This is a genomic window from Deltaproteobacteria bacterium HGW-Deltaproteobacteria-6 (genome assembly GCA_002840435.1).
Classification (GTDB): Bacteria; Desulfobacterota; Syntrophia; order Syntrophales; family Smithellaceae; genus UBA8904.
The window spans coordinates 19,228-44,545 of sequence record PHAT01000001.1 but is presented as its reverse complement, the minus strand read 5'-3'; the positions used below and the strand labels follow the sequence as shown (position 1 = coordinate 44,545).

The window sequence follows — 25,318 nt, the reverse complement described above, 5'->3', positions numbered from 1 at the left end:
ACAGCAATAAAAGAAGGCGCGTTCCCAAAACGCGCCTTCTTTTTGAACTTAATGTCCTCTGTACCCGATCTTCCCGATAATTTTATTATTCAAATATGATCCTGTGGATTTCTGCTTCCCGAAAATCTTTTGATACGGGTAATCCTGCGGTGTTGCAATAAAACATTGTCATATCGACCAGAGGTGACAACCCGGCGCATGCCGGGGAAAAAGCCTGAAGATCCCTCACTGCGTTTCGGGACAAGGATTTCTCATCCCGAAACATCGGGATGAGATCGGAAGTGCATCCCATAGGGGCGCATCACAGGAAAAGTTTCTTCCCTGCCGGAAATCAGAGCCAGGGTGCGATGATTCCAATGACATGGTTGCAGCGCTGACTATGGAACGTTAACTAAAGTATCCGTTTAAAGGCCCCGCAAATGGTCCGGCCTCAATAGCCGCTCGTCGCGGTTTTTGAGTGTTTCGTCCACCAGAGCGATCATTTTTTGTTTATCTTTCTGAAGCGTACCGGTTATCGGCAGGTAGTTGGAGGCGTGTGTACCGACAAATTTCAGATTATCCATGGTTATGTTTTCAAAAATCTGTTTCATCTCGGCCAGGGTTTCAAAAGGATCCAGCAGCTGGAATTCGCCTTTCTGCACCTGACGGTGAAGGACCGTTCCCGGCACGGGTGTGACGGTGAGAGCGGCCAGATACTGGGGCTTCATTTCATTACATATTCCGGCCGTAGCCAGTGCATGCCGGACAGATGCCTCACCCGGACCCGCCAGACCCAGGAGAACCATGACGGAAAGATTGATGTCCGCTTCGATCAGATTGCGGCCCGCCTGAAGCATCTCATCATACCCGACACCTTTCTTAACTTTCGCAAGCAACTCATCATCGCCTGTTTCCACACCGATATAGGCCTTGGTCAGACCGGCAAGCCTGAGCGCACGCAATTCTTCCTGCGATTTTGCAAGTGTGCTTTGCGGCCCCACATAGCTGCCGACATGCCGAAGCGACGGAAACGTTGAGTAGAGTGTTTTAATGATGGCAAGCAGGGTGTCCGTCTCAATGGCAATCGCGTCGCCGTCACACAGGAATACTTTTTCCACATCGCCGTAGTAATCTTTGGCCATGCGAATGTCTTCCATAATCTCGGCGGTCTCTCTCACACGATACTTCACGCCTTTATACATGCCGCAGAAAGTACATTGATTGTGGGAACAACCAACGGTGCATTGCAGCAAATAACTGTTGGCCTCGCTGAATGGCCTGAAAATATTACCTTCGTATCTCAAATGATTATACCTGTTAATCCTTCCCAAAACCGGTTTTGCTTTTGCTGATCATTTATTCGTTTAGCAATGGAATCAAAGCAGCCGCTCCGCGCCGGCAATCATAACCGTTGTCTTGATGATGCCCGGCACATCCCTGGTAAAAATAATCATAAAAGGAATCCGTCCGTTGGGTATGACCCGGTCGTTGGAATTATTGAGGCCTGCCGGGACGGACAGCCTTTTTAAAATTTCTTCTTCGGAGAGATTGGTAAGCTCCTCTTCCGTCAAAACATTTCCCGCGTAGCTCACCCGCTCACCCAGAACAACGGCATAAGCATCCAGGACCTCTCCTTTAACAAGGATACGGGCCATGGAAAATTCGGCCTGGTTAACCGCGGTTCCTTCCACGACCCGGATATTGCCCAGGATATAATTATTAATCACCCGCTGCCGGATATCCTGGAGCTTGACCTGGCCTGTTACAAACTGACCTTGTGTCGGCTGCGAAACGCCGACGGCATTGAGAGCGATATTTACAAAATGTTCACCCAGTTTCATATAGCGTTCACCCAGCTGCGGGAAAACAACAAAATAGACGATAGCCGGTATAACGGCAATGACCAGAATCGTCCAGAGCGCAACTTTCCATAACCCGCTCTTTTTACGAACCGGGGGAGGCGTCGTTTCTTCGGATGCATCTTCGGATTCGTGCATCTCTTCGAGGTTTTCAAAGCCCGGTGAAAACTCGATATCCGCCAGGCCCGAACTTTGCCTGTCCGCCTGCCGTGATTCCCGTTTCAAATTATCACCTGCGGTTTTTTCCGGTTCCATTACGGCATTCAGAAAGCTGGCAACATCTTCATCCGGAGCGCTTTTACCGACATCATTGCGTACCGGTTCAAAGGCCAATTTGCCGCCGGTTCTTCCGGCTGCAACATTTTGCGGCGAAGCCGGGTTCGTTTGCGGCAGATCATCCGTCACATTCATTCTCTTCAGATTATCCTGGAAAAATACATGCTGGCAGCGGCTGCAGCGCACCCACAAACCATCACCAACAATTTGAGCGTCATCAAAGCGGAATTTTGTGCGGCACTGTTTACATTGTATGATCATTGGTCTCCCTCTTAATCCTTGTCAACTGCGGTCCGGATCACATAAACATCCGGCAAAAACCGGTGTTGTTCGTTGAAATCCAACCCATAACCAACAATAAAACCGTCATCCATCGTAAAACCGATATAATCCGCTTCAAACGGGACTTTTCTTCTTTGTCGCTTGTCCAGAAAAGTGCAGACTTTAATGGATTTCGGATTTCTGAGTTTTAACGTATCAACAATATGCCGGAGCGTCAAACCGGTGTCTACAATATCTTCAATGATCAGAACATTCCGACCGGCAACATTCAGTTCCACATCCTTGGTAATCACAATGCTGCCCGAACTTTCCATTCCGGCGCCATAGCTTGCCGCCCTGATAAAATCCGTCTGGCAGGAAATGGTCATCGCCCGGACCAGATCCGCCATAAAAATAAAAGAGCCCTTGAGAACGCCGATCATCAGGATTTCCTCACCGGCGTAGTCACGGGAAATCTCATCAGCCATTTCCTGTACGCGCCTGGCTATTTCAGACCGGTGAAGAATAATTTCCTTTGATATAGTGGGCATCACGGCGTTCCTTGTTTTCATATGGCTGATGTTTAAGCCGTTGTTCAATAATAACTCTAACATTGTAATATCACAACCGGCATAAGGCCGTAGCGAAACGGGCAGAAATGCAACCCCTTGTTTCTTAACGGTCCCTGACTTTACTCAAGTTTCCGCTTGCCTGTCAATAGAAATCAAAAAATGCTGCGATACAATGACACGAATTTTTCGATGTTGGTCCAAACCATTTTTTCCGCAGCGGCAAGTTCATCCGCGTTGCGAAATTCAGATGACAAACTGAGCAATATCGGATTGAGCGGCGAAATATCCCTGCCGAATTTTTCATAGTCGATATGGCTGATCATATACTGGGATCCGTCAAAATAATATTTGCCCAGCCGATTGGCTTCATCGGAACGGAAAGGCCACGTGGTTTTCCAATTGAAAAATTCCAGCACAATCTCCTTCAGATCCTGCCGGTCAAAAACGTCCGGTTTCAACTCCTGTCCGATCCGGTCGGCAATCAAACGAAAATACGTGACAACCAGGTCAATATCCGTCAGACACAGGCCGTAAAGATACCAGTCATCAATAATTTTCAGCAGGATGAGCTGCTGGGAACGGGGAATAAAATAATGGCTGGGACACAGATGCCCCGCGCAGACTTCCTGACCGTAAAATGATCCCGTCCGCATATCAATGCCGTCATTCTGCATGGGATGGACAAGGCACCCGACTTTCTTTTCGCCGGCATCCAGGAAACCGAGATACTCGCAGCAGTAAATGACCTCGTACCTTTTCCGGAAATCTTCAGCGGCAAAGGTTGCTTCGGCATAGCTGTCGATATCACCCGGCAACTTCACCATTTCACGGAAGCGTTTCGTACGGGCGCGCAATCTTCGGGTCAGTGACTCGCGCGAACTGTCCACATAATTGTAAAGACCGCAGCAGGCACCACAGGATTTGCGGATGTCCGGCTGACATAATACCATAAGGGAAGACTCTATTGACATTTAAACACCTTCTACATACTCCGAATAAATCGAACTAAGATCTGCCTGACACAGGCATCATTCAAACACCACCGTCTTAGCCCCATGCACGATGATCTTATTGTCCAGGTGCAGACGCAGAGCACGCGCCAGCACAATTCTTTCCAGATCCTTGCTCTTGGTCTGGATATCAGCAATGGTATCCCGGTGGCTGATTTTAACGACGTCCTGGGCGATGATGGGACCGTCATCCAACTGTTCGGTAGCATAATGCGCCGTCGCCCCGATAATTTTTACACCCCGGTCATACGCCTGTTGATAGGGATTGCTTCCTGAAAACGCGGGTAAAAATGAATGGTGGATATTGATAATCCTGCCGGCGTACGGTTCGATAAATCCGCCCGACAGAATCTGCATATAACGCGCCAGCACCACCAGATCAATTTTCATTTCCCGCAAAAGCGCCGCTTGCCTCTTTTCCTGCTCCCGTTTATTACCGGGCGTGATGGGGAAATGGAAAAATTTGATTCCAAACTGTTCGACCAGATCCTTCGCGTCGGGATGATTGCTGATCACGGCCTCCACGCTGGCATCCAGCTCTCCCATGTGCCGGCGCAGGATCAGATCATGCAGACAATGCAGATGACGGGAAACAAAAATTGCCGTTCGCGGCACATAATCGGTAAAGTGCAATGTCCATTTCATGCCGTATTGACGGGCCAGGGGCGCAAAAACGACGGGAATTTCCTCGCGGCTGAGCGCGAAACCTTCCAGTTCCCACTCGATGCGCATGAAAAATATTTTTCCCTGCTTCGAGGTGTATTGGTCGGCATCGACAATATTGCCGCCGTTCTGAAAAATAAAGTTGGAAAGCCTCGCCACCAGCCCTTTGCCGTCGGGACACGATAGCAGCAAAATTGCGTTGGATTCTTCCATAATAACCACTCTTTTCCGGTTATAGAAACTACCGCGTCGTTTATAGAAGGATTAAGATTGCAGGTCAAGAATAAAAATGCTAAGCACCACTCCAGCAAATTAAAAAAGCGGGAAATAGAAAATCGATGGAATTAATTGAAGCAATCAATCTACCCAACGGCCTGACATTGACGATTACCGATTCCTCCCGGCGCATTGCCGCAGATACGATAAAAGTCGAATTGACTTTTCAGGTAAAAATCGGGGTTTTGGAATCCTTTTTCGCCTCGTCCGACGACTATCTGCAGGTAAAGAATGCATCGGGCGATGAATTGACTTACGAACACAAAATGGAAAGATCTTTTGTCAACGACAAAGATGAAGAATCCGTCCGCAACGAGCTTTTGGACACGTTCAAAAACAACTCTCTCGGTTATCTGTCCTCACCCAATTTCGCAAAAAAAATGGCATTGTCGCAGCTGAAAGACATCAAACTCAATCCCTTCAAGTACAAGGCTTATCCTTACCCGGACCGGGCAGAATAATATCGGGCGGCACAAACCACACGGAAAGTAAATAATGACACAGGACATTCTTGATGCGCTGTTAGCCGGCGCCGAAAAACCCAGCCGCTACATCGGCGCGGAAGTCAACTCCATTCACAAGGCCGATGCCGGCGTGCGCTTTCTCCTGGCCTTTCCCGATACCTATGAAGTAGGCATGTCGCATCTGGGATTACAAATTCTGTATGCCGTCTTAAACGCGCTTCCGGATGTGGCGGCCGAACGCTGTTTTGCCCCCTGGCCGGATCGGGAAAACCAGTTGCGCCTGCGCCGTCTCCCTCTGACATCGCTTGAATCCGCAAGCCTCATGACTGATTTTGACATCATCGGTTTTTCGCTGCAATATGAATTGTCCTACACCAATATGCTGGGTATGCTGGACATGGGCGGAATTCCGCTGAAATCAAGTGATCGTCTTAACCACCATCCGCTGATCATCGCAGGCGGCCCCTGCGCGTTTAATCCCGCGCCGCTTGCCGCTTTCATCGACGCCTTTGTCATCGGCGAAGGCGAGGAAGTGGTCGCGGAAATCACCGCCGCCGTCAGGGACAGCAAAAAACAGAAAATTACCAGAGACGCCATGCTCGGGAAGCTCGCCAATATCGAAGGCATTTATGTCCCCGCTGTGCACGGCAAAAGCACGATCATCAAAAAACGAAAAGTCATTGATCTGAACGCGTGGCCCCATCCTGTTGCACCGGTCGTACCGCTGATGCAAACCATCCATGACCGCATTGTGCTGGAAATCGCCCGGGGCTGCACTAGAGGCTGCCGGTTTTGTCAGGCGGGCATGCTCTGGCGTCCTTACCGGGAGAGAAATGCGCAATTGATTGCAGACATGGCCAATCAGGCCCTGCATGCCACAGGCCATGATGAAATATCACTTTTATCACTCAGTTCAGGAGATTACAGTTGTATTGAACCGCTTATCCGGAACCTGATGCAGAAACATTATACCGAAAGAGTCGCCCTCGCCCTGCCGTCCCTGCGCGTCGAATCGCTGAGCGAGACGCTGATCGAGGAAATCAAGCGCACGCGCAAAACCAGTTTTACCCTGGCGCCGGAAGCGGGGACGGATAAAATGCGTCAGGTAATCAACAAAGGCAACACCGCCGACGATTTGCTTCAGTCGGTGGATAAAGTCTTTGCCGCCGGCTGGAAAGCCATCAAACTGTATTTCATGATCGGTCTGCCGCATGAAGAAGAAAGCGATCTTACGGGCATCATTGACCTGGGCTATCAGGCGCTGCGAGCGGCCCGCCACCGTGGTCAGGTCACCATCAGCCTTTCGACTTTTGTTCCCAAGCCGCACACACCCTTTCAGTGGGAAAAGCAGCTGTCGCTTGAGGAAACCTACGACAGGCAGCATTTTATCCGTGACAGAATGAAAAACCGTAATATCACCGTCAAATGGCATGACGCCCGGATGTCTCTGCTGGAAGGCCTGTTTTCCCGGGGCGATGACAAAATCGGGGACCTGCTTTTGTGCGCCTATCAAAAAGGCTGCCGCTTTGACGGCTGGAATGAATTATTCCGCTTTGATCTGTGGCAGGAGGCCATAAAGGATACAGGGATCAACGTCGACGATTACCTGCGTGAACGCGCAGCGGCCGACCCCCTGCCCTGGGACAACATCGATTGCGGCGTGAGCCGTGACTTCCTGCTTTCGGAAAAAGAAAAGGCCGATCATTATTCGGCCACACCGGATTGCCGGTACGACGCCTGTCAGGACTGCGGGGTCTGCGATTTTTCAGACACCAGAAATATTTTTTCGGACAAGGATGCAGGAGACGCGGCAGAGGCGGTAAAACCCGGACCAACGACAGCCCGTGAAAAAGTTTACCGCCTGAGCTTCACCAAGACCGGCCGCGCCCGCTTTTTATCCCATCTGGAACTGGCCATGGCCTTAACCCGCGCCCTGCGCCGGAGTTCTCTTGCACTTTGCTACTCGGCAGGCTTTCATCCGCATCCGAAAATTTCGTTTGCCACCGCCACATCGGTGGGAATGGCCAGCCTTGAGGAATATCTGGATGTCACCGCCCTGGAGTATCCGCAGGACCTGCCCCGCCTGAAGAAAGAAATCAACGCCGCCCTGCCCGCGGGCATGGAGATTACAGATATCAAATTGCTTTCCTATGTCGCAAAAGAGTTGGCCCAGGCGCTTTTTGGCTTTGCCTACGACCTGCTTCTACCGCCTGATGTGAATGAAGACAAACTAAAGAGCATCAAAGAAAACATGGAAAATTTTTGGGCCGCAAGCTCGTTTCCGATTTCCCGGCAAGCCAAAGGAAAGACCGTCACCCGCGACATTCGCCCCTTTGTCGAGGCGCTGACGTTAAACGCCGAAGAGAAAAAAGTCTCCATGACCCTGCGCCATGCCCAGACCGGCTCCGTCCGTCCCATCGATATTATCCAGCACATCCTGGGCTTTCCCGCCAATCAGACGCAGCAGGTTTGCGTGATCAAAACAAAAACCATCCTGGCCTGATTGCTATCCCATCTCCAGGAGAATTTTGTTCAGCTCTTTGATTTCATCACGCAGGGCTGCGGCTTTTTCGAATTCCAGATTTTTCGCGGCCTGCTTCATTTCCGCCGTCAGATTTTTAATGAGAGCGGGCAGATCTTCCTCTTTCGCCGGAATGGCCCGGCCTCCGGCATCTATCGGTACGGTCATGTAGTCGGCTTCGTAAATTGAACCCAGGATATTACTGATCGATTTTTTGATGGTTTCGGGGGTGATGTTGTTTTCTTCATTATATTTGGCCTGAATAATCCGGCGGCGTCTGGTTTCGTCAAGACAGGCCTGAATAGATTTTGTTATTTTGTCGGCATACATGATGACCTTGCCGCCGACGTTGCGCGCGGCGCGGCCGCTGGTTTGAATCAGTGATCGTTCGGAACGCAAAAACCCTTCCTTGTCCGCGTCAAGAATCGCCACCAGCGACACTTCGGGGATATCCAGACCTTCTCTTAAGAGATTGACGCCGACCAGCACATCGAACTCTCCCAGGCGTAGATCACGGATGATGCTGACGCGCTCCAGCGTATGAATATCGGAATGCAGATAACGCACGCGGATGCCCAGGCCGGTGTAATAGTCTGTTAAATTCTCCGCCATGCGTTTGGTCAGCGTGGTCACCAGAATTCTTTCCTCTTTCTTAACGCGGAGACGGATTTCTTCCAGCAGGTCGTCCACTTGATGCACGGCGGGTTTGATTTCTATTTCCGGATCCATCAGACCTGTCGGACGGATAATTTGTTCCACGCGGATGCCATGCGCTTTTTCCATTTCAAAGGCGGCCGGCGTCGCCGAGATATAAATCCGCTGATTGGGCAGCGCTTCGTATTCTTCAAACCGCAGCGGGCGGTTATCCAATGCCGAAGGCAGACGGAAGCCGTATTTCACAAGCGTTTCCTTGCGCGACCGGTCGCCGCGATACATACCGGCCACCTGCGGCAGCGTGGCGTGGCTCTCATCAATAATAATCAGGGCGTCTTTCGGCAGATATTCCATGAGCGTCGGCGGCGGTTCGCCGGGTTTGCGGCCGGTCAGATGGCGGGAATAATTTTCAATGCCCTGGCAGTAGCCCATCTCTTCCATCATTTCCAGATCAAAATTTGTGCGCTGTTCCAGCCGTTGTGCTTCCAGCAGCATATTCTGTTCTTTATATCTGGACAGGGTCTGCGCCAGTTCCGCGCGGATGTCGGCGGTCGCCCGTTTGAGATTCTCGCGCGTGGTGACGTAATGGCTGCCCGGATAGACGGCTGTCCTGGTAAGCGAGCCAAGCTTCTTCCCGCGCAACGGGTCAATCAGATAAATCGCTTCAATCGTATCGCCGAAGAATTCCACGCGGATGGCCTGTTCGTCTTCATAAGGCGGAAAGATTTCCACGACATCGCCGCGCACGCGAAATGTGCCGCGGTGAAAATCAATGTCGTTTCGTTCATACTGGATTTCAATCAGCCGGTGCAGCATGTCCTCGCGGGAAACATCCTTCCCCACCTCCAGCTGCACAATCATGCCCAGATAGGCTTCCGGCGACCCCAGACCGTAAATGCAGGAAACGCTGGCTACAATGATGACGTCACGGCGCGTCAGGAGCGCGTGAGTCGCCGCATGGCGCAGTTTGTCGATTTCCTCATTGATGGCCGAATCTTTTTCGATATAGGTATCCGTTGTGGGCAGATAAGCTTCGGGCTGGTAGTAGTCATAATAACTGACAAAGTATTCCACGGCATTATCGGGAAAGAGGCCTTTGAATTCTTCATACAGCTGCGCGGCCAGTGTTTTGTTATGTGCGATAATCAGCGCCGTCCGCTGCGCACGCAAAATGACATTGGCAATCGTGAAGGTTTTTCCGGAGCCGGTAACGCCCAGCAGCACCTGATGTTCTTTGCCGTCAGCCAGCCCCTGCGTTAATGCATCAATAGCCTGCGGCTGATCGCCCGACGGGATAAAATCTGTAATTAAAGAAAAAGTTTCCATAGCTCTATTGCTGTCAATAAGCCTGCATGTTGCAAAAAAAGCAACAACTTCTTTGACGGGTAAAGCGCAACACCAAATGCCCGCCGAAATACACCTGATTTCAACATCTTCCTGTTTCCACCTGCTTCGTGGCACGAAATAATATTAGAAGACCTCTTGTGTGTCAAAAAGATTTTAGGCGCAAAATGCGGGAAGCTTTATGGATGACCTTGTTGACAGTCTTGCCGGGCATCATCGGATGACATCCGCATCGCCGCCGCTCTATGAACGGATGGCCTGATGCCGATCCGATTCCGTTTGACAATTCATTTATCTCGTTTATATTAAGGCCGTCAATGGCGTCCAGGTCATTGGCATGGATCGTTTTCATCAGTACTCTCGAAGTTCTTCAACATAGCAAAGTTTATTCGGGCGTTTCGTTTTTTAAGCTGCTTTTTTTCAGGAGTCAACGCGATGGAGTCGTTAATCTGCAAACACTGGCATCACTGTCCGGCCGAAGAAGTCACAACACTTTTAACCACGCATCCGGATCGCGGGCTTTCGCTGTTTGAAGCAAAACATCGCATCGAACGTTTCGGCCTCAATATGGTCACGGCCAAAAAGCAGAAAGGGCCGCTCGCCCGGTTTCTGCTGCAATTTCGCCAACCGCTGGTCTATATTTTGCTGGCCGCCGCCCTCATCACACTGCTTTTGCGGGAATGGGCGGATTCGTCCGTTATTTTCGGCGTCGTCATCGTCAACGCCGTCATCGGGTTTGTTCAGGAATCGAAGGCAGAAAAGGCCATTGAATCCCTCAAGCGGATGATGACCACGCAGGCTACGGTTTTGCGCGACGGCAAGTGGATGCAGATCGACTCGATCCATCTGGTCGCCGGGGACATCATCCGCATCCAGTCCGGCGATAAGGTTCCCGCCGATGTCCGTCTGCTGTCTTGCCGCGACTTGCAGGTGGACGAATCCGCGCTCACCGGAGAATCCGTACCCGTCATCAAAAAGGAAGAGGTGCTGGACCCCGAAACGATTCTGGCCGACCGGCGCAACATGGCTTACGCGGGAACACTGGTCACTTACGGACAGGCGCAGGCGGTGGTTGTCGCCACCGGCAACAAAACCGAAACGGGGCGCATCTCTGAAATGATCTCCGAGGCGACGGACCTTTCCACACCCCTTACCATCAAGATCGCTTCCTTCAGCAAGGTGCTGTTGATCGCCATCCTGGCGCTGGCGGCGCTGACCTTTGCCGTGGGGCTTTGGCGCGGTGAAGGCGCGGTCGATATGTTCATGGCCGCCGTCGCGCTGGCCGTGGGCGCCATACCGGAGGGGCTGCCCGCCGCCGTGACCATTACACTGGCCATCGGCGTTAGCCGCATGGCCAGACGCAAGGCCATCATCCGCAAGCTCCCCGCCGTGGAAACCCTGGGCAGCACGACCGTGATCTGCTCGGATAAAACCGGCACACTAACCGAAAATCAGATGACCGTCCGCCGCATTTTTGCGGGAAACGTTTTTTTTGACGTGGAAGGCAACGGCTATGCGCCGGAGGGCCGGATTCTCGCCAATGGCGCGTCCGTAACCGGCCAACTGTCCACGCCGCTTTCCGAGACGCTCATCGCCGGTCTTCTGTGCAACGATTCGCGCCTGGTCGAATCGGATTCGCTCTGGCGCGTCGAGGGAGACCCGACGGAAGGCTCGTTGATTACGGCCGCCGCCAAGGCCGGGTTTTTTCCCGGGCAGGCTCTGGAAACAATGCCCCGCCTGGATATCGTTCCCTTTGAATCGGAACGCCAGTTTATGGCCACCCTGCACAAAACCGGGCAGGGCAACCGACTCTATCTGAAAGGCGCAATTGAAAAGGTTCTGGAGGCCTGTTCGGAGAGTCTGTCGACGGACGGAATACCGGCGCCGCTGGACAAGGGCGATATCTTCAAAAAGTCGGACGAGTTTGCGGCGGGCGGTTTGCGCGTGCTGGCGCTGGCAAGCAAGACCATCGATAAAAACAAGCTGGATGTTGACGACTGCCTGTCGGGCCTGACCTTCCTGGGCTTGCAGGGCATGATTGACCCGCCGCGCACCGAAGCTATTGCCGCCGTCGGCGTCTGCCGCAAGGCCGGCATTGCCGTGAAAATGATCACGGGCGATCATGCCGTCACCGCGACGGAAATCGCCAGACAGCTGGGCATTGGCCTGGTTCCCGGCCGGGAAAATGAAAAACCCGCGACCCTCACCGGCAGGCAGCTGGAAAGCCTCTCGGACGCAGAGATGATTGAAAAAGCGGAAACGACATCCGTGTTCGCGCGCGTCGCGCCCGAGCAGAAACTGCGGCTGGTCAAAGCGCTGCAGGCCCGCAATCACATTGTCGCGATGACCGGCGACGGTGTCAATGACGCCCCCGCCCTCAAGCAGGCCAATATCGGCATTGCCATGGGCATCACCGGTACGGACGTCTCCAAGGAAGCCGCCGACATGGTGCTCACCGATGATAATTTCGCCAGCATCACCGCCGCCGTTGATGAAGGACGCCGCATTTTTGACAATCTGATCAAATTCATCACCTGGACGCTTCCCACCAACGGCGGCGAAGGCCTCGTGATTCTGGCCGCCGTCATGAGCGGTGTGGCGCTGCCCATTCTCCCGGTGCAGATTCTCTGGATCAACATGACCACGGCGGTGCTTTTGGGATTGATGCTGGCCTTCGAGCCGGGCGAAACGGATTTAATGACGTATCCGCCCCGCAAGCCCGACAGCCCCATCTTGTCCGGCATTCTGATCGGACGTATTTTACTGGTTTCCCTGCTGATGCTTGCGGCGGTCTTTTCCGTCTTCAACTGGCAGAAAGCCGCCGGTTATACGCCGGAAACGGCCCGGACAGTTGCGGTGAACATGTTTGTCCTGATCGAACTCACCTACCTGTTCAACTGCCGGTCGCTGACGCGTTCCATGTTTAAAATCGGGCTATTGTCCAATCCCTGGGTGCTGGCGGGCAGCGGTCTGATGATCGTCCTGCAGCTCCTCTTCACCTATGCGCCGTTTATGAATAAAGTGTTTCACAGCGCCCCGATCGGCGCAAACGACTGGCTTCTGATTGTCGGTGTTGCCCTTGCCGTTTACTGCATTATCGGTTTGGAAAAATGGGTGAGGCTGCATGTATTGAAAAAAGCGCGCTGAGGCAAAACAATATTTACATCTTTTCAATGATTCCTTTATTTATCTTTATCCCTTGGCGGCTTTGCGCCTTTTTTGCTGTTCACTTCCCATTCACCCGGTAAGGCGTTTTAAGATATTCTTTCGCATCAATCTTCGCAGATCCCTCGGCGCCTTCAACTTGCAGCGCCCGCTTGTAGTAATCCCCTGCATATCTGCGTTCCTGACGAATATCATGAATCATGCCCAGATAGACCAGAGACCGGGCCCGCGTGCGGGCATTATAGAAAGATTTGTCCTGAACAACTTTCTGAAAAAACGATTCGGCTCTTCCGTATTCACCGCGTTTAAAATGAATCCGTCCCATCAACTGATTATAGCGCGGCTGAAGCTGCGGAACAAAGGGCGACGCCCCGGAGCTGATGTTTTTTTCAATTTGTGCGGCGATGGCCTCGGCTTCGTCAAACCGGCGCAACTCCACCATGGCCATACCCAGTGTAAAGTAATAGTTATAGTTATTTGGAAATTTATTTTTTAAATCCTGAAGAATGGGCAGGGCTTTGGATGGTTGTTTTTCATAGTTGAGATAAACCGAAATCAGCTCGGATTGAGCGATATCACGAAGAAGATACCCCTTTTGCGCCGCTGTTTTTATTTCCTGCAGCCCCTTTTGCCGGTTTCCATCCACGATCAGCCATGAAGACAGGAAACCGGTCATCCCCTGAAAATGATCAATATGGTAGTGGAGCCATCCCATTAAAAAATCAACATCATAATTATTGGGATCAGCGGATTTGGCGGCTTCCAGATAATCCCAGATACTGGATGTTTCCTGGGCCATGACCAGATATTTCTTCTCTTTGATGGCCCAGTTAACTTTGGCAATTTTAGCCAGAGCCATGGCCAGATAGGCACGGCTGTCTTTAGGATACCGGGCAATCCTTTTTTCACCCCGCGCCAGCGCTTCTTCCGAATAGTACAAAATGGCTTCTTTCTCTTTCTGCCGTTGCTCAAGGGTATAGCACATTTCATAAGCGAATAAATGCAGCATCGCGGACAGGGCATATCCGGTCGGATTTTCGGGCTCCAATTCTATGGCCTTCTTGAAATAAGCATCTGCGGCGGCGTTATCCATATTGAAAGTTTTACTGATCCCCTGCAGCAGATTGGTATGGAAGCTGCCGGTGCGAAGCTCCGTCACCCGCGTGTCGGCTGCCAAAACCGGATTGGATGTCAAAAAACAAAATATCAGCGATAGAATGATCAATAACTTTTTCAGCATATGATTAATAAATTATTTATTTCCTTATAAATTTTTATTTTCACTAAATTTTGTATTCATACACCATTGTTTTTCAGGGCCGTTCAAAACCGTCCAGATGCAAGGCCCCCGAGCCCTGAGGAGTGAGGCGTATTTTCATACGCCGCAACGACGAAGGGTGAGGGAAACGCCGCAGGTGGGCGGTTTTCAACGGCCCAAACCTCACAGGAAGAGGACCGGTTCGCGCAGTATCGCCTCCCTTGCCCGAACCGCGCATGCCGCTATTTCCGGATGCGTATCTTTGAGGGAAGCGATCTGCCGCAGATTGTCCGCCGTGCGCAGGATCAACGAGGCCATGTCGCCCTCGGCAATGCCGGTCATCCTGATCATCAAATCCCAGTCCCTCCCCTGCGCCCAGTAATACATCGCCACCCCGGCCGAGGCAAACAACCTGGCGCCGACAAATCCGGCCTCCTCCAGCCGGCGAGAAAGCGGCCGGACAACCAGCAGCATTTTGCGCAGCACGGCTGTCAGTTTATGCGGCAGTTCTTTGGTGACCATTTGTATCTCATCGTCACGGTCGTAGGCAAACACCGCAACCACCGCCGCCAGCAGTTTTTCATTATCCCCCGGGAAGCCGCCTTTTCGCAGACATTCGGCAACCAAAAGCGGATGGTCCAGCCTCAGACGTGACGCCCAGTGCCCATCATCGGTGAGCCTGCCTGCCGCATCGACAAATCCCTCTTCACGAAGAAAATTCAGGTGCAGGGAAAAATCCTTCCACAGCAGATCGGCGGCAGACGCTCCATGATTTTCCGCTTTCGTTTGCTGCCAGGCCGCAAACGATCTTTCAAATATTTTTTTCACATCATGCGGTGTCTGTGACAAAAGCAGATTCAGAACCATCCCAAAGTCATTCTTCAACTGACTGAAGATATCTTCCGGAGCAGCTCCCAGCATTTTCCTGATATGTCCCAAATCCATAAACCGGCCGGAAACCGCCAGCATAAAGCCGATGTTGTCCTGACCGCGCCTTCCTGCCCTTCCCGTCATCTGGCGAAACTCCGTTGCCGACAGTTCCGCAAAATCATGCCCGTTAAACTGATCGGAATTAAACAGCACAATCGTTCGCGCGGGGAAATTTACACCGGCGGCAATAGTGGAGGTGGCAAAAATCACCCGCAGGCGCCCGCGGTTCATCATTTCCTCAACCAGCAGTTTCCAGGACGGCAACTGCCCGCCGTGATGCGCGGCCAGTCCTGCGGCCCGGAGCGCCTTGATCTGCCGGTGAGAGCCGAGAGAAGGAAACCGATCTAAAAGATCGTATAAATCATCGTTGAACGCGTCATTCTCTTTCAGAGGCGCAAGTCCCGACCGGCAGGAAAGCGCCGCGTCGCATTCCGCGCGCGATTTTAAAAAGAAGATGGCCGGCAGAAGGTTGAAATGCTCCAGCACCCGTATAATACCGGCGTAATCCGGCGGACGGCGGCTTCCCCGGTGCCGGAATTTTTCTTTTTTCAAAAACTCACAAACAGCATGCCCGGCTTTTTTGCCGTCCAGAAAAGGATGCAGGCAGCCGGACGGATGCAGGAACATCGGATACAGCGGCACGGGGCGTTTTTCCTCACGGATCACCGTGCAGGTTTTATTGCGGATGGATGAAAGCCAAGACGCAATCTCATCGCCATTGCCGATGGTGGCCGAAAGCAACAGCAGATTTACCCGTACCGGCAGGTAAATCATAATTTCTTCCCATACGACACCGCGGTCAACGTCGCCCAGAAAATGTGCTTCGTCCAGAATGACCAGATCGCAATCCAGGTCCAGTCCCTCATGCATAACGTCATAAAGCTGATTGCGCAGGATTTCCGTCGTACCGACAATGATCGGCGCTTCGGTATTTTCTTTGGTGTCGCCGGTGATGATGCCGACATTTTCGGGATCAAAATGCAGGCCGAACTCCACCCATTTGGAATTGGACAGGGCTTTGAGCGGCGACGCGTACCAGGCGCGTCCGCCTTTTTCCATCACCGACAAAATGGCTTCGCGCGCGATCCAGGTTTTACCGGAACCGGTCGGGGCAATCACCAGACAATCATTTTGCCTGATGGCGGAAAGCGCCTGCACCTGAAATTCATCCGGCACAAAAGGCGCGGCTTCAGGCTTGCCGATCCGCGCCAGAATGCTCCGAAGCGGCTGGGCAATGTCCGGTTTCATAAAAGAAAACGACTCCGGGCGTTTTGTTTTTCGTCCGGATAACATGTGCTTATGTCGTAGTGGTATTTTCCTGCAGGTCGTTTTATCTTTCATTATACATGTTTCTAGCACAATGCCGATTAATGGTAAAGCTTCGACAAAGAACAGCTGATAAACATATTACGGCTGACGCATTGTCTCCACCCTGGTCATATTTTTTAATATATCAAACCATTACAAATTTTTTCGAAGAATCCTTGTTGTTGCTCCGACTGTCACATGAATCGCCGCAATCACTTGTCGAAAACTAAACATCCGGCACAAAACAGTCAATTCCATACAGCCCTTCTGCCAACCGTTTCGCAGCAAGCTGAGGCAAATTGACACTTGCCCCGCATTAGCGGGATTAAATGTTTTATTCTTTTTCTGATCGGCATTGAACGTTTCTTTCAATCAATTATCGTTTTAGACAACACTTATCCGGAAGCGGCCGGGATAACCATGGTTATTATTTTAATAATATTAATTATTTAAAGAATTATTATTTTTGCTTTGATATCTGGCACATTTTTTTCATTGTAATCTAATCAAAGACAAGCAAACAGTCTTTCCAGAATTTGAGGAGGATTTGATTATGAAAAAAATTATGCAGACAGCTCTTTTAGTTGGCTTTATTGTTTTGACAACAGCAACTTTCAGCTTTGCTCAATTCAGCGCTACCGGAGATGCCGCTTTCCCCTTCTTCCATTTTGGCTGCCTGGTTATCGGCGGACTCATTATTGTTTCTTTGAAGCGCAAATATGACAAACTATATCTGAGTGAAGCAATTGGATCTTTTGCTCTTTATACGCTTCTGATTGCTCTTTTCACGGCGCCGGTTGTCGATGCTCTGAAAACCCTGATCAGCTAAACCCTTCCCTCTATAGATAGTTCCAGCAGTAAAAAGCCCCCGCCCCACCCCGGCGGGGGTTTTTTTGCTTTTGAGGAGAAAAAATACTTTACAGCATCCAGTATTTCAATTATTAACTTCAGGCTTTATTTGTTTCAATGACAGCCACGGGTGTTTTTAATACCCTCCGCTTTACGGCATGGTTCGACTTAATGATTTCAGGGTGTTACCTTGTCAGAGCAGGTCGGGGCGCTTTTGAAATTTGAGTCTCACTTATAAAATTCTTTCTAAAGGAGATAAGTATATGGCTAAACGTGTTTACACATTCGGGAAGGGAATTAATGAAGGCACTGCCAGCATGAAAAACCTTCTCGGCGGCAAAGGGGCAAACCTGGCCGAAATGGCGAATCTGGGAATTCCCGTACCTGCGGGATTCACAATCACAGCGGATGTCTGCGTTGAATTTTACGAGAACAATAAGCACTTCCCCGCAGGACTCGAAAAAGACGTAGAAGCGGCGCTGAAAAAAGTCGAAAAATCCATGGGGGCTCAATTCGGAGATCCGTCCAATCCTCTTTTACTATCCGTCCGCTCCGGCGCGCGCGTCTCCATGCCGGGTATGATGGACACCGTTCTGAACCTCGGCCTCAATGACGAAACCGTCGAAGGCATCATCCGCATATCCGGCAACGAACGATTCGGCTGGGATTCCTACCGGCGCTTTGTTCAGATGTACGGCGACGTCGTTATGGGGCTCAAACCGGAAGACAAAGACGCGCATGACCCCTTCGAGGAAGTTATGGACGCGCTCAAAGCCGAAAAGGGCGTCAAAGCCGATCTGGACATGACGGTTGGTGATTTAAAGGAACTGGTCGCCCGTTTCAAAAAGCTCATCGTGGAAAAACTGGGCAAGGAATTCCCCTCTGATCCCAAAGAACAGCTCTGGGGCGCCATCGGTGCGGTATTTATGTCCTGGAACACACCGCGCGCCGTCCTTTATCGTAAGATGAACGGTTTTGACGATAAATGGGGCACCGCCGTGAACGTTCAGGCGATGGTCTTCGGCAACCGGGGTGAAAGCTGTGCCACCGGCGTTGCCTTTACCCGCGATCCGGCTACGGGTGAAAATCTGTTCTATGGTGAATACCTGATCAACGCCCAGGGTGAAGATGTCGTCGCCGGTATCCGCACCCCGCAGCAGGTCACGGTGGAAGGATCCCGCCGCTGGGCCAAAGACAACAACATAAGCGAAGAGGATCGGACAAAATCATTCCCGTCTCTCGAAGAATACATGCCTGCCGCCTATAAAGACCTGGTCTATACTTACACAAAACTTGAACATCATTATAAGGAAATGCAGGATATCGAATTCACCATCCAGGATCATAAACTCTGGATGCTCCAGACCCGCACCGGCAAACGCACGGCAGCAGCCGCCGTCACCATCGCGGTGGATATGGTTAACGAAAAATTGATCGACAAGAAGACGGCTCTCTTACGCATTGATCCGACGTCGCTCGACCAGCTGCTCCATCCGACCTTTGATCCTCAGGCAGTCCGCAACGTCATCACCAAGGGGCTTCCCGCCTCCCCCGGCGCAGGAACAGGACGCGTGGTTTTCAACGCGGATGACGCGGATGACTGGAATAAACGCGGTGAAAAAGTCGTTCTGGTCCGTATTGAAACCTCACCGGAAGACCTCAAAGGCATGTCGGCGGCGCAGGGCATCCTCACGCAGCGCGGCGGTATGACCTCACACGCGGCCGTTGTCGCGCGCGGCATGGGCAAATGCTGCGTCTCCGGCTGCGGTGACATTGAAATCAGCTATGCCAGGAAGGAAATCAAGTTTAAAACCGCTCTCGTCAAAGAAGGAGACTACATCTCTATCGACGGTTCCACCGGCGAAGTCATGCTGGGCGAAGTGAAAACACGTCCGGCGGAACTCTCCGGCAATTTCGGCATCATCATGCAGTGGGCTGACGAAGCCAAAAAACTGGGCATTCGCACCAACGCCGATACGCCTCACGATGCGGCGGTCGCCCGGAATTTCGGCGCGCAGGGCATCGGCCTTTGCCGCACCGAACATATGTTTTTTGAAGGCGACCGCATCAAGGCCGTGCGCGAAATGATTCTGGCCGATAATCTGGAAGGCCGCAAAGTCGCTCTGGCCAAACTGCTGCCGATGCAGCGCGAAGACTTCTACGGCATTCTCAAAGCCATGGAAGGATACGGCGTCACCATCCGTCTGCTCGATCCGCCGCTGCACGAATTCGTCCCGCATGAAGAAGAAAGCCAGCGCGAAATGGCTGAGGAAATGGGCATCTCCGTGGAAGCGGTCAAGGCCAAAGTCAATGCGCTTCATGAATTTAACCCGATGCTGGGGCATCGCGGCTGCCGCCTGGGCATCACCTATCCGGAAATCACCGAAATGCAGGCGCGCGCCATTTTTGAAGCCGCCTGTCAGTTGACCAAAGAAGGCGTGGACGCGCGTCCGGAGGTCATGGTACCGCTTGTCGGCACCGTGAAGGAACTTGCCTCGCAGAAGGAAATCATCGTCGCCACCGCCAAAAAGGTCATGGAAGAAACCGGTGTGAAAGTCGATTATTCCGTCGGCACCATGATTGAAGTGCCGCGCGCAGCCGTCACCGCCGATGAAATCGCGACCGAAGCGGCTTTCTTCTCCTTCGGCACCAACGATCTGACCCAGATGACCTTCGGCTACAGCCGCGACGACGCCGGCAAATTCCTGCCCGACTATATCGCAAAGAAGATCCTGCCGGTCGATCCCTTCCGAGTCCTGGACCGCGGCGGCGTGGGCCAGCTGGTTCAGATGGCCGTAGCCAAAGGCCGGGGCGTCAACCCAAAACTGAAAGTCGGCATCTGCGGCGAACATGGCGGAGATCCGAGCTCCATTGAGTTCTGCCATCTGACCGGTTTGAACTATGTCAGCTGCTCACCCTTCCGGGTGCCGATCGCGAGGCTCGCCGCAGCGCAGGCGGCATTAAGAAATGCAGCGCCGGCAAAGAAAGCCGCCGTTAAAGCAGTAAAGGCTGTGGCCAAAGCAGTAAAGAAAGCAGCGGTTGCCAAACCCAAAGCCAAATCGGTCACCAAGAAGGTCGTGGTGAAAAAAGCAGCACCGAAAAAAGCGGCTGTCAAAAAACCGGTTAAAAAAATTGTAGCAAAGAAAGCAGCACCCAAAAAGACGGTAGTTAAGAAAGTTGCCGTAAAGAAAGCCGCGCCGAAAAAGGCCGCTGCTAAAAAACCCGCAGTAAAGAAGACCGCAAAGAAGAAATAATATCTTCAGCGGATTTTGAATAAAAAACAGCCGGAGCAAAAAGATAACTGCTCCGGCTGTTTTATTTTGACCCATCCGCACTGCCTGTCGGGTGATTTCCATGCACATCCCGTTATTTCAAAAACCCCGATAACCGTTCAGAAGGCCTTATCGTTTATCGGCATTAGCGTTTTTCTGGCCATTTACCCCCAGTGACTCGCAAAGAATCTCCACCGGGTCAAACGACGGCATGCCGGAAAGGCTCCCCAACTGCATGCGGCAGGAACCGCAATCAGCAACGATGGCATCCGCGGCTGTCTTCCGGATCAACGACACGGCTTTGCTTCCCAGTTGCATGGACGTACTTTCATTGCTCCTTTTAAAACCATAACTGCCGGAAAGTCCGCAACAGGCATCATCCAGTATTTGACATTCCAACCCGGGAATCAACGCCATCAACTTTGCCGCCGGATAACCGATACCCAACGCCCGGAGGTGACAGGGAATGTGATAAGCCAGTTTGCGGTTCACGTCCTGAAACTGCGGTTTAATGTAACCGTCATCCATGAGCCTTAAAATGTATTCATGAACATCATAGGTATTTTCGGCAATTTTTTTGGCCTGTGGTATTTGCATGATTTCCTGATAATCATTGAGCAGACACAGACCGCACGATGTGCAGGAATACAGAATATCGTATCCGGCATCGATATAGTTGGACAGGGACGCGGCATTTTTCACGGCAAAACGCCTGGCAAGTGCAATATTCCCGTTGCCCAGCGCCGGCAGTCCGCAACACCACTGAGGCGGCAAAACAACATCCAGATTAAATGACCTGAGCAAATCGATAATTTTTCTGCCGATATCCGGACGGTAAAAATTAATAAAGCAACCGTAAAAAAGAGCAACCTTCCGGACGCTTCGGCCGCGGATTTTTTTCTCCCGACGCAAGGCGCGGAAACGAAATTTCGGGAAAGGAAGAGCCGTGCTGATCCCCAGGGCATTGAATATCTTTTTTCCGGCTTTCATGGAGGCAATCCAATTGGCAAGCGGCGCGGTGAGAGAACCCAGCATACTCAAATAATAGTTGTTGGCAAACAGCAGGTGCGCCGGCGAATGCGGATGTTCCCGCCCGTATCGCTGCTGCGCCCGGAGGATAATCTGAGCGGGTTCCACGCCGCAGGGGCAGGCCATTTCGCAGCGCTTGCACTGGCTGCACAAAAGCACCCACTCATCCCCGGCTTTTTCCCTGTCCGACCGGAAGCGCTGGGCATCCGGCCCCGATTGCTTCGGCCCGGGAAACGCCGGGTTCACACGAAATACGGGACAATTTTCCACACAAATCGTGCAGCGGATGCAGTGCTCGTATTTCATCCCGCTCATGGTTTTTTCTCCATGGCGAAAATGCCCAGATAAATATATTCGATGAGCTGCTCTTCCCGCAGTTGATCCCCCCAGAGAACGCCGCGGATGCCGCGAAACCGCCGCTGAAGAAATTCGCGCAGGCCCTGCAGAGATTCCTCCGGCGTCAAAACGCTCATATCATGCATCATCCCCAGAGCGCGAAACGTGCAGAACCCGCCCTGACAGGGTCCCATACCCAGGCGCGTCCGGTGCTGAATGTCGCCGACATGCTTTGTACCGGTTTGCAGGATGGTCCGTGTAACGTCTTTTTTGTTGACAAGCTCGCATTCGCAGATAATGTTTTGCATATCCGCCAGGCGTTTGGAGAGAGGATAGCCGCTGAGCTCTTCCTGTCCGTCCAGAGGCTTTTCAGCGGTCTCGCATTCCTTTTTGAGATTAAACGCCTCCATGATGACATCCACCATTTTTTCAGCCATCAACCGGTAGGTCGTCAGTTTGCCTCCCACAATACTGTACAGGCCGTTTTCATGGTTGATAATCTGAAACCCGCGGGATATTTCCCGGCTGTCCATTTTCCCTGACTTGATCAGGGGACGGACGCCGGAAAACGCGCGAATAATGCGGGTCTGGTTGAAATGCGGCACCATGCGGCCCGCTTCGCTGATAATGGTATCGACCTCTGCGGCCCGCACACTGATCTTATCCGGATCTTCCACGGCAAACGATGTCGTACCGGCCAGACAGACCGCCTCATTCGGCACGATAATATCGCCGTCCGAAGACGGCCGCAGCCGGTTAAGCACCATATCGCTTAAGCGGTGATTGGTGATGACCAGCGACCCCTTGGACAAAGTGATCGGGACTTCACAGCCGGCAAGCCGTGCTACCAGATTGCTCCACGCGCCTGCGGCATTGACAATGATGTTGCCGTAAATTTCTTTGATCTCACCCGTAACCGTATGCATCGTCCTGACCCCGATACAGCGGCCATGCGATTTAATAATTTCCGTCACCCTGTGACGCGTCAGGATGAGGTTATCGTGGAGCCGGGAGGTCATCATGTTGAGCATACACAAACGGAACGGATCAATGGAAGCATCCGGAACTTTAATCGCTTCTTCAATCTCCGGATTGAGATTCGGCACAAGTTCGAGCGCTTTGCTGGAAGACAGAACTTCCGTGGGAATGCCGACTTCATCACATTTTCTGAGGAATAAATCGCGATACCGTTTGGAATCACCGGGCAGACGCACAAAAAGCCCGCCGGTTTGTTCCACGCATTTTTCCCCGATTTTACGCAGGATCATATTTTCGTCAAAGCATTCCCTGGCGGCAATGGGATCGGAAACCGCATAGCGCCCCCCGCTGTGCAAAAGGCCGTGGCAGGCGCCGGTGGCTCCCGCGGCATAATCGCCCTTTTCAATCAGGCAATGGGGGATGCCGCGCAGCGCCAGATCTCTGGCAATGCCGCAGCCGGTGGACCCGCCGCCGATTATGATCACGTCCGTTTTAATCATTTATTTCTTGTCCTTTGCCGCTTTGTGTCTCTGTGCATCTGCTCCTGCTTTATTCACCCTCCCAATGCATGGCGCAGCGCACCGCCTTTTTCCATTTGGCATAAAGCTTTTCTCTTTTATCATCGCTCATGACGGGTTTGAATCTTCGATCGACCTTCCGCCGTTCGGCGATCATGGATTCATCTTTCCAGAAACCCACGGCCAGTCCGGCCAGATAGGCAGCTCCCAGAGCCGTTGTTTCGATAATTTCCGGACGCTCAACCGGCACACCCATGATATCCGACTGGAACTGCATGAGAAAATCATTGGCGCACGCTCCGCCGTCCACGCGCAGTTCACGCAGGTCAATGCCGCCTTCGCTGCGCATCAGTTCCAGAACATCCCGGGTCTGGTAGGCAATGGATTCCAGCGTCGCGCGAATGATGTGGTTTCTCGTCGTTCCCCGGGTCAGCCCCAGAATGGCGCCGCGGGCATACATATCCCAGTAGGGGGCGCCCAATCCCACAAAAGCGGGAACAACGTACACGCCCATGGAATCTTCAACTTTCGTTGCAAAATATTCGCTGTCTTTGGCGTCATAAATAATTTTCAGGCTGTCGCGCAGCCACTGGACGGCCGCACCGGCAATAAAAATGCTGCCTTCCAGAGCGTATTCCACTTTATTGTTCACACCCCAGGCAATCGTGGTCAAAAGGCCGTTTTCCGAATGAACCAGCTTTTCCCCGGTCAGCATCAGCATGAAGCAGCCGGTGCCGTACGTGTTTTTAACCATCCCCGGCGCATAGCAGGCCTGGCCGAACAGAGCCGCCTGCTGATCGCCCGCATCCCCGGCAATGGGTATCTCCGCTCCAAAGAGCCGGGCATCCGTATTGCCATAGACCGCACTGGACGGCTTCACGCAGGGCAGCATCGATACCGGAATGTCCAGTTCCTTTAATATTTTTTCATCCCATTTCAGTTCTTTGATATTATAAAGCATGGTGCGGGAAGCATTGCTGTAATCAGTGACATGCACCCTGCCCCGGGTCAGGTTCCAGATCAGCCAGGTATCGATCGTCCCGAAGAGAAGCTCGCCCTGCGAGGCTTTCTGCCTCGCGCCTTCCACATGATCCAGGATCCATTTTACTTTGGTTGCCGAAAAATAGGCGTCCAGCACCAATCCCGTATTCTCGCGAATATAACTTTCCAGACCGCGGGCCTTGAGGTCGTCGCAGATAGCCGACGTACGCCGGCACTGCCAGACGATCGCATTATAAACCGGCTTTCCGGTTTGCTTTTCCCACACAACGGTGGTTTCGCGCTGGTTGGTGATGCCGATGGCGGCTATCTCTTCGGGCGCAATGCCGGTCATGGCCAGAATTTCACTCACCACGCCGCTTTGCGATCCCCATATCTCCATCGGGTCGTGTTCCACCCAGCCGGCCTTGGGGTAAATCTGCGTAAACTCCTTCTGCGCAACCTTGACGACTTGCCCTTCGTCATCATAAATGATGGCACGGGAACTGGTTGTGCCCTGATCAAGTGCTAAGATGTATGATCTCTTCATGCCTGCGCTCCTTCATGATGTTCATAAAACAAGCATCCCGCACATCACTTAAACCGGCAATTGCCTGTCTGCGGGTATTGCTTGACTGATATTGTAATCCTATAACATTTTATTCCCGTTTGCACGGTCAAGATTACGTCATTTAAGGCAGGATCGGAATCTTTTCGAAGGACAGGATCATCCCGTCAACCTATATTGCCATGCCATGAAGAGGCGATGGAAGACCCGAGAATATTCTTTTTGATGATACGGGAAACCCACTCGTGCC

General features: G+C 52.1%; 18 protein-coding genes. 5 read left to right on the top strand and 13 right to left on the bottom strand.

Going from position 1 to position 25,318, the window contains the following annotated elements; translation table 11 throughout:
* Positions 1-85 precede the first annotated feature (85 nt).
* The 6 genes from CVU71_00175 to purU all read right to left on the bottom strand — a co-directional run bounded on the left by CVU71_00175 (position 86) and on the right by purU (position 4,833).
* Positions 86-292: a hypothetical protein gene (locus tag CVU71_00175; protein ID PKN20250.1), complete on the bottom strand. Its 207-nt coding sequence runs from the start codon at positions 290-292 to the stop codon at positions 86-88.
* A gap of 112 nt (positions 293-404) precedes the next feature.
* A complete protein-coding gene (locus CVU71_00170) occupies positions 405-1,283 on the bottom strand; it encodes a radical SAM protein (protein PKN20249.1) in 879 nt (292 codons plus the stop codon).
* Positions 1,284-1,355: 72 nt separating this feature from the next.
* On the bottom strand, positions 1,356-2,375 hold the full coding sequence (locus tag CVU71_00165; GenBank protein ID PKN21015.1) for a hypothetical protein: 1,020 nt from the start codon (positions 2,373-2,375) through the stop codon (positions 1,356-1,358).
* Between the two features lie 11 nt (positions 2,376-2,386).
* The gene (gene hpt / locus CVU71_00160; protein ID PKN20248.1) at positions 2,387-2,926 is read right to left on the bottom strand and encodes a hypoxanthine phosphoribosyltransferase; all 540 of its coding nucleotides are present in this window, start codon (positions 2,924-2,926) and stop codon (positions 2,387-2,389) included.
* A gap of 173 nt (positions 2,927-3,099) precedes the next feature.
* A complete protein-coding gene (locus CVU71_00155; protein ID PKN20247.1) occupies positions 3,100-3,897 on the bottom strand; it encodes a hypothetical protein in 798 nt (265 codons plus the stop codon).
* 78 nt (positions 3,898-3,975) lie between these two features.
* On the bottom strand, positions 3,976-4,833 hold the full coding sequence (gene purU, locus CVU71_00150; protein ID PKN20246.1) for a formyltetrahydrofolate deformylase: 858 nt from the start codon (positions 4,831-4,833) through the stop codon (positions 3,976-3,978).
* Positions 4,834-4,958: 125 nt separating this feature from the next.
* Between purU and CVU71_00145 the strand changes: the two genes are divergently transcribed.
* Together CVU71_00145 and CVU71_00140 are read left to right on the top strand one after the other, a co-directional pair.
* Entirely contained in the window at positions 4,959-5,357 is a 399-nt protein-coding gene (locus CVU71_00145) for a hypothetical protein (protein PKN20245.1), read from the top strand.
* Between the two features lie 34 nt (positions 5,358-5,391).
* Positions 5,392-7,863 (top strand): B12-binding domain-containing radical SAM protein, encoded by a 2,472-nt coding sequence (locus tag CVU71_00140; protein PKN20244.1) that lies wholly within the window; start codon positions 5,392-5,394, stop codon positions 7,861-7,863.
* A 3-nt stretch (positions 7,864-7,866) separates the two neighbouring features.
* Here the strand turns inward: CVU71_00140 and CVU71_00135 are convergent, their stop codons facing one another.
* A complete protein-coding gene (locus CVU71_00135) occupies positions 7,867-9,861 on the bottom strand; it encodes an excinuclease ABC subunit B (protein PKN20243.1) in 1,995 nt (664 codons plus the stop codon).
* A 163-nt stretch (positions 9,862-10,024) separates the two neighbouring features.
* Positions 10,025-10,231, bottom strand: a complete 207-nt coding sequence (locus CVU71_00130; protein ID PKN20242.1) for a hypothetical protein — start codon at positions 10,229-10,231, stop codon at positions 10,025-10,027.
* A gap of 83 nt (positions 10,232-10,314) precedes the next feature.
* On the opposite strand from CVU71_00130, the gene CVU71_00125 reads away from it, so the two are divergent.
* On the top strand, positions 10,315-13,026 hold the full coding sequence (locus CVU71_00125) for a carbonate dehydratase (protein ID PKN20241.1): 2,712 nt from the start codon (positions 10,315-10,317) through the stop codon (positions 13,024-13,026).
* A gap of 79 nt (positions 13,027-13,105) precedes the next feature.
* Here the strand turns inward: CVU71_00125 and CVU71_00120 are convergent, their stop codons facing one another.
* Both CVU71_00120 and CVU71_00115 read right to left on the bottom strand, forming a co-directional pair.
* Positions 13,106-14,284, bottom strand: a complete 1,179-nt coding sequence (locus CVU71_00120; protein ID PKN20240.1) for a hypothetical protein — start codon at positions 14,282-14,284, stop codon at positions 13,106-13,108.
* A 201-nt stretch (positions 14,285-14,485) separates the two neighbouring features.
* Positions 14,486-16,480, bottom strand: a complete 1,995-nt coding sequence (locus CVU71_00115) for an ATP-dependent DNA helicase (protein PKN21014.1) — start codon at positions 16,478-16,480, stop codon at positions 14,486-14,488.
* Between the two features lie 613 nt (positions 16,481-17,093).
* On the opposite strand from CVU71_00115, the gene CVU71_00110 reads away from it, so the two are divergent.
* Entirely contained in the window at positions 17,094-17,369 is a 276-nt protein-coding gene (locus CVU71_00110) for a hypothetical protein (GenBank protein PKN20239.1), read from the top strand.
* 283 nt (positions 17,370-17,652) lie between these two features.
* On the top strand, positions 17,653-20,643 hold the full coding sequence (locus CVU71_00105; GenBank protein PKN20238.1) for a pyruvate, phosphate dikinase: 2,991 nt from the start codon (positions 17,653-17,655) through the stop codon (positions 20,641-20,643).
* Positions 20,644-20,790: 147 nt separating this feature from the next.
* Here the strand turns inward: CVU71_00105 and CVU71_00100 are convergent, their stop codons facing one another.
* From CVU71_00100 to glpK, 3 genes are read right to left on the bottom strand one after another with little or no spacing between them, the layout of a single operon-like run.
* Positions 20,791-22,005, bottom strand: coding sequence for an anaerobic glycerol-3-phosphate dehydrogenase subunit C (locus tag CVU71_00100; protein PKN20237.1), 1,215 nt, complete (start codon positions 22,003-22,005; stop codon positions 20,791-20,793).
* The gene (locus CVU71_00095) at positions 22,002-23,504 is read right to left on the bottom strand and encodes an anaerobic glycerol-3-phosphate dehydrogenase subunit A (GenBank protein PKN20236.1); all 1,503 of its coding nucleotides are present in this window, start codon (positions 23,502-23,504) and stop codon (positions 22,002-22,004) included. The genes CVU71_00100 and CVU71_00095 overlap by 4 nt, the downstream gene beginning before the upstream one ends.
* 49 nt (positions 23,505-23,553) lie before the next feature.
* Positions 23,554-25,050 (bottom strand): glycerol kinase, encoded by a 1,497-nt coding sequence (gene glpK, locus CVU71_00090; GenBank protein PKN20235.1) that lies wholly within the window; start codon positions 25,048-25,050, stop codon positions 23,554-23,556.
* Between the last annotated feature and the right edge of the window lie 268 nt (positions 25,051-25,318).

Bases quoted from the DNA above. Each gene is read 5' to 3' on its own strand.
- CVU71_00175 (PKN20250.1), bottom strand. From the start codon at position 292: ATGGGATGCACTTCCGATCTCATCCCGATGTTTCGGGATGAGAAATCC.
- CVU71_00165 (PKN21015.1), bottom strand. From the start codon at position 2,375: ATGATCATACAATGTAAACAGTGCCGCACAAAATTCCGCTTTGATGAC.
- hpt (PKN20248.1), bottom strand. From the start codon at position 2,926: ATGCCCACTATATCAAAGGAAATTATTCTTCACCGGTCTGAAATAGCC.
- CVU71_00155 (PKN20247.1), bottom strand. From the start codon at position 3,897: ATGGTATTATGTCAGCCGGACATCCGCAAATCCTGTGGTGCCTGCTGC.
- purU (PKN20246.1), bottom strand. From the start codon at position 4,833: ATGGAAGAATCCAACGCAATTTTGCTGCTATCGTGTCCCGACGGCAAA.
- CVU71_00145 (PKN20245.1), top strand. From the start codon at position 4,959: ATGGAATTAATTGAAGCAATCAATCTACCCAACGGCCTGACATTGACG.
- CVU71_00140 (PKN20244.1), top strand. From the start codon at position 5,392: ATGACACAGGACATTCTTGATGCGCTGTTAGCCGGCGCCGAAAAACCC.
- CVU71_00135 (PKN20243.1), bottom strand. From the start codon at position 9,861: ATGGAAACTTTTTCTTTAATTACAGATTTTATCCCGTCGGGCGATCAG.
- CVU71_00130 (PKN20242.1), bottom strand. From the start codon at position 10,231: ATGAAAACGATCCATGCCAATGACCTGGACGCCATTGACGGCCTTAAT.
- CVU71_00125 (PKN20241.1), top strand. From the start codon at position 10,315: ATGGAGTCGTTAATCTGCAAACACTGGCATCACTGTCCGGCCGAAGAA.
- CVU71_00120 (PKN20240.1), bottom strand. From the start codon at position 14,284: ATGCTGAAAAAGTTATTGATCATTCTATCGCTGATATTTTGTTTTTTG.
- CVU71_00115 (PKN21014.1), bottom strand. From the start codon at position 16,480: ATGAAACCGGACATTGCCCAGCCGCTTCGGAGCATTCTGGCGCGGATC.
- CVU71_00110 (PKN20239.1), top strand. From the start codon at position 17,094: ATGAAAAAAATTATGCAGACAGCTCTTTTAGTTGGCTTTATTGTTTTG.
- CVU71_00105 (PKN20238.1), top strand. From the start codon at position 17,653: ATGGCTAAACGTGTTTACACATTCGGGAAGGGAATTAATGAAGGCACT.
- CVU71_00100 (PKN20237.1), bottom strand. From the start codon at position 22,005: ATGAGCGGGATGAAATACGAGCACTGCATCCGCTGCACGATTTGTGTG.
- CVU71_00095 (PKN20236.1), bottom strand. From the start codon at position 23,504: ATGATTAAAACGGACGTGATCATAATCGGCGGCGGGTCCACCGGCTGC.
- glpK (PKN20235.1), bottom strand. From the start codon at position 25,050: ATGAAGAGATCATACATCTTAGCACTTGATCAGGGCACAACCAGTTCC.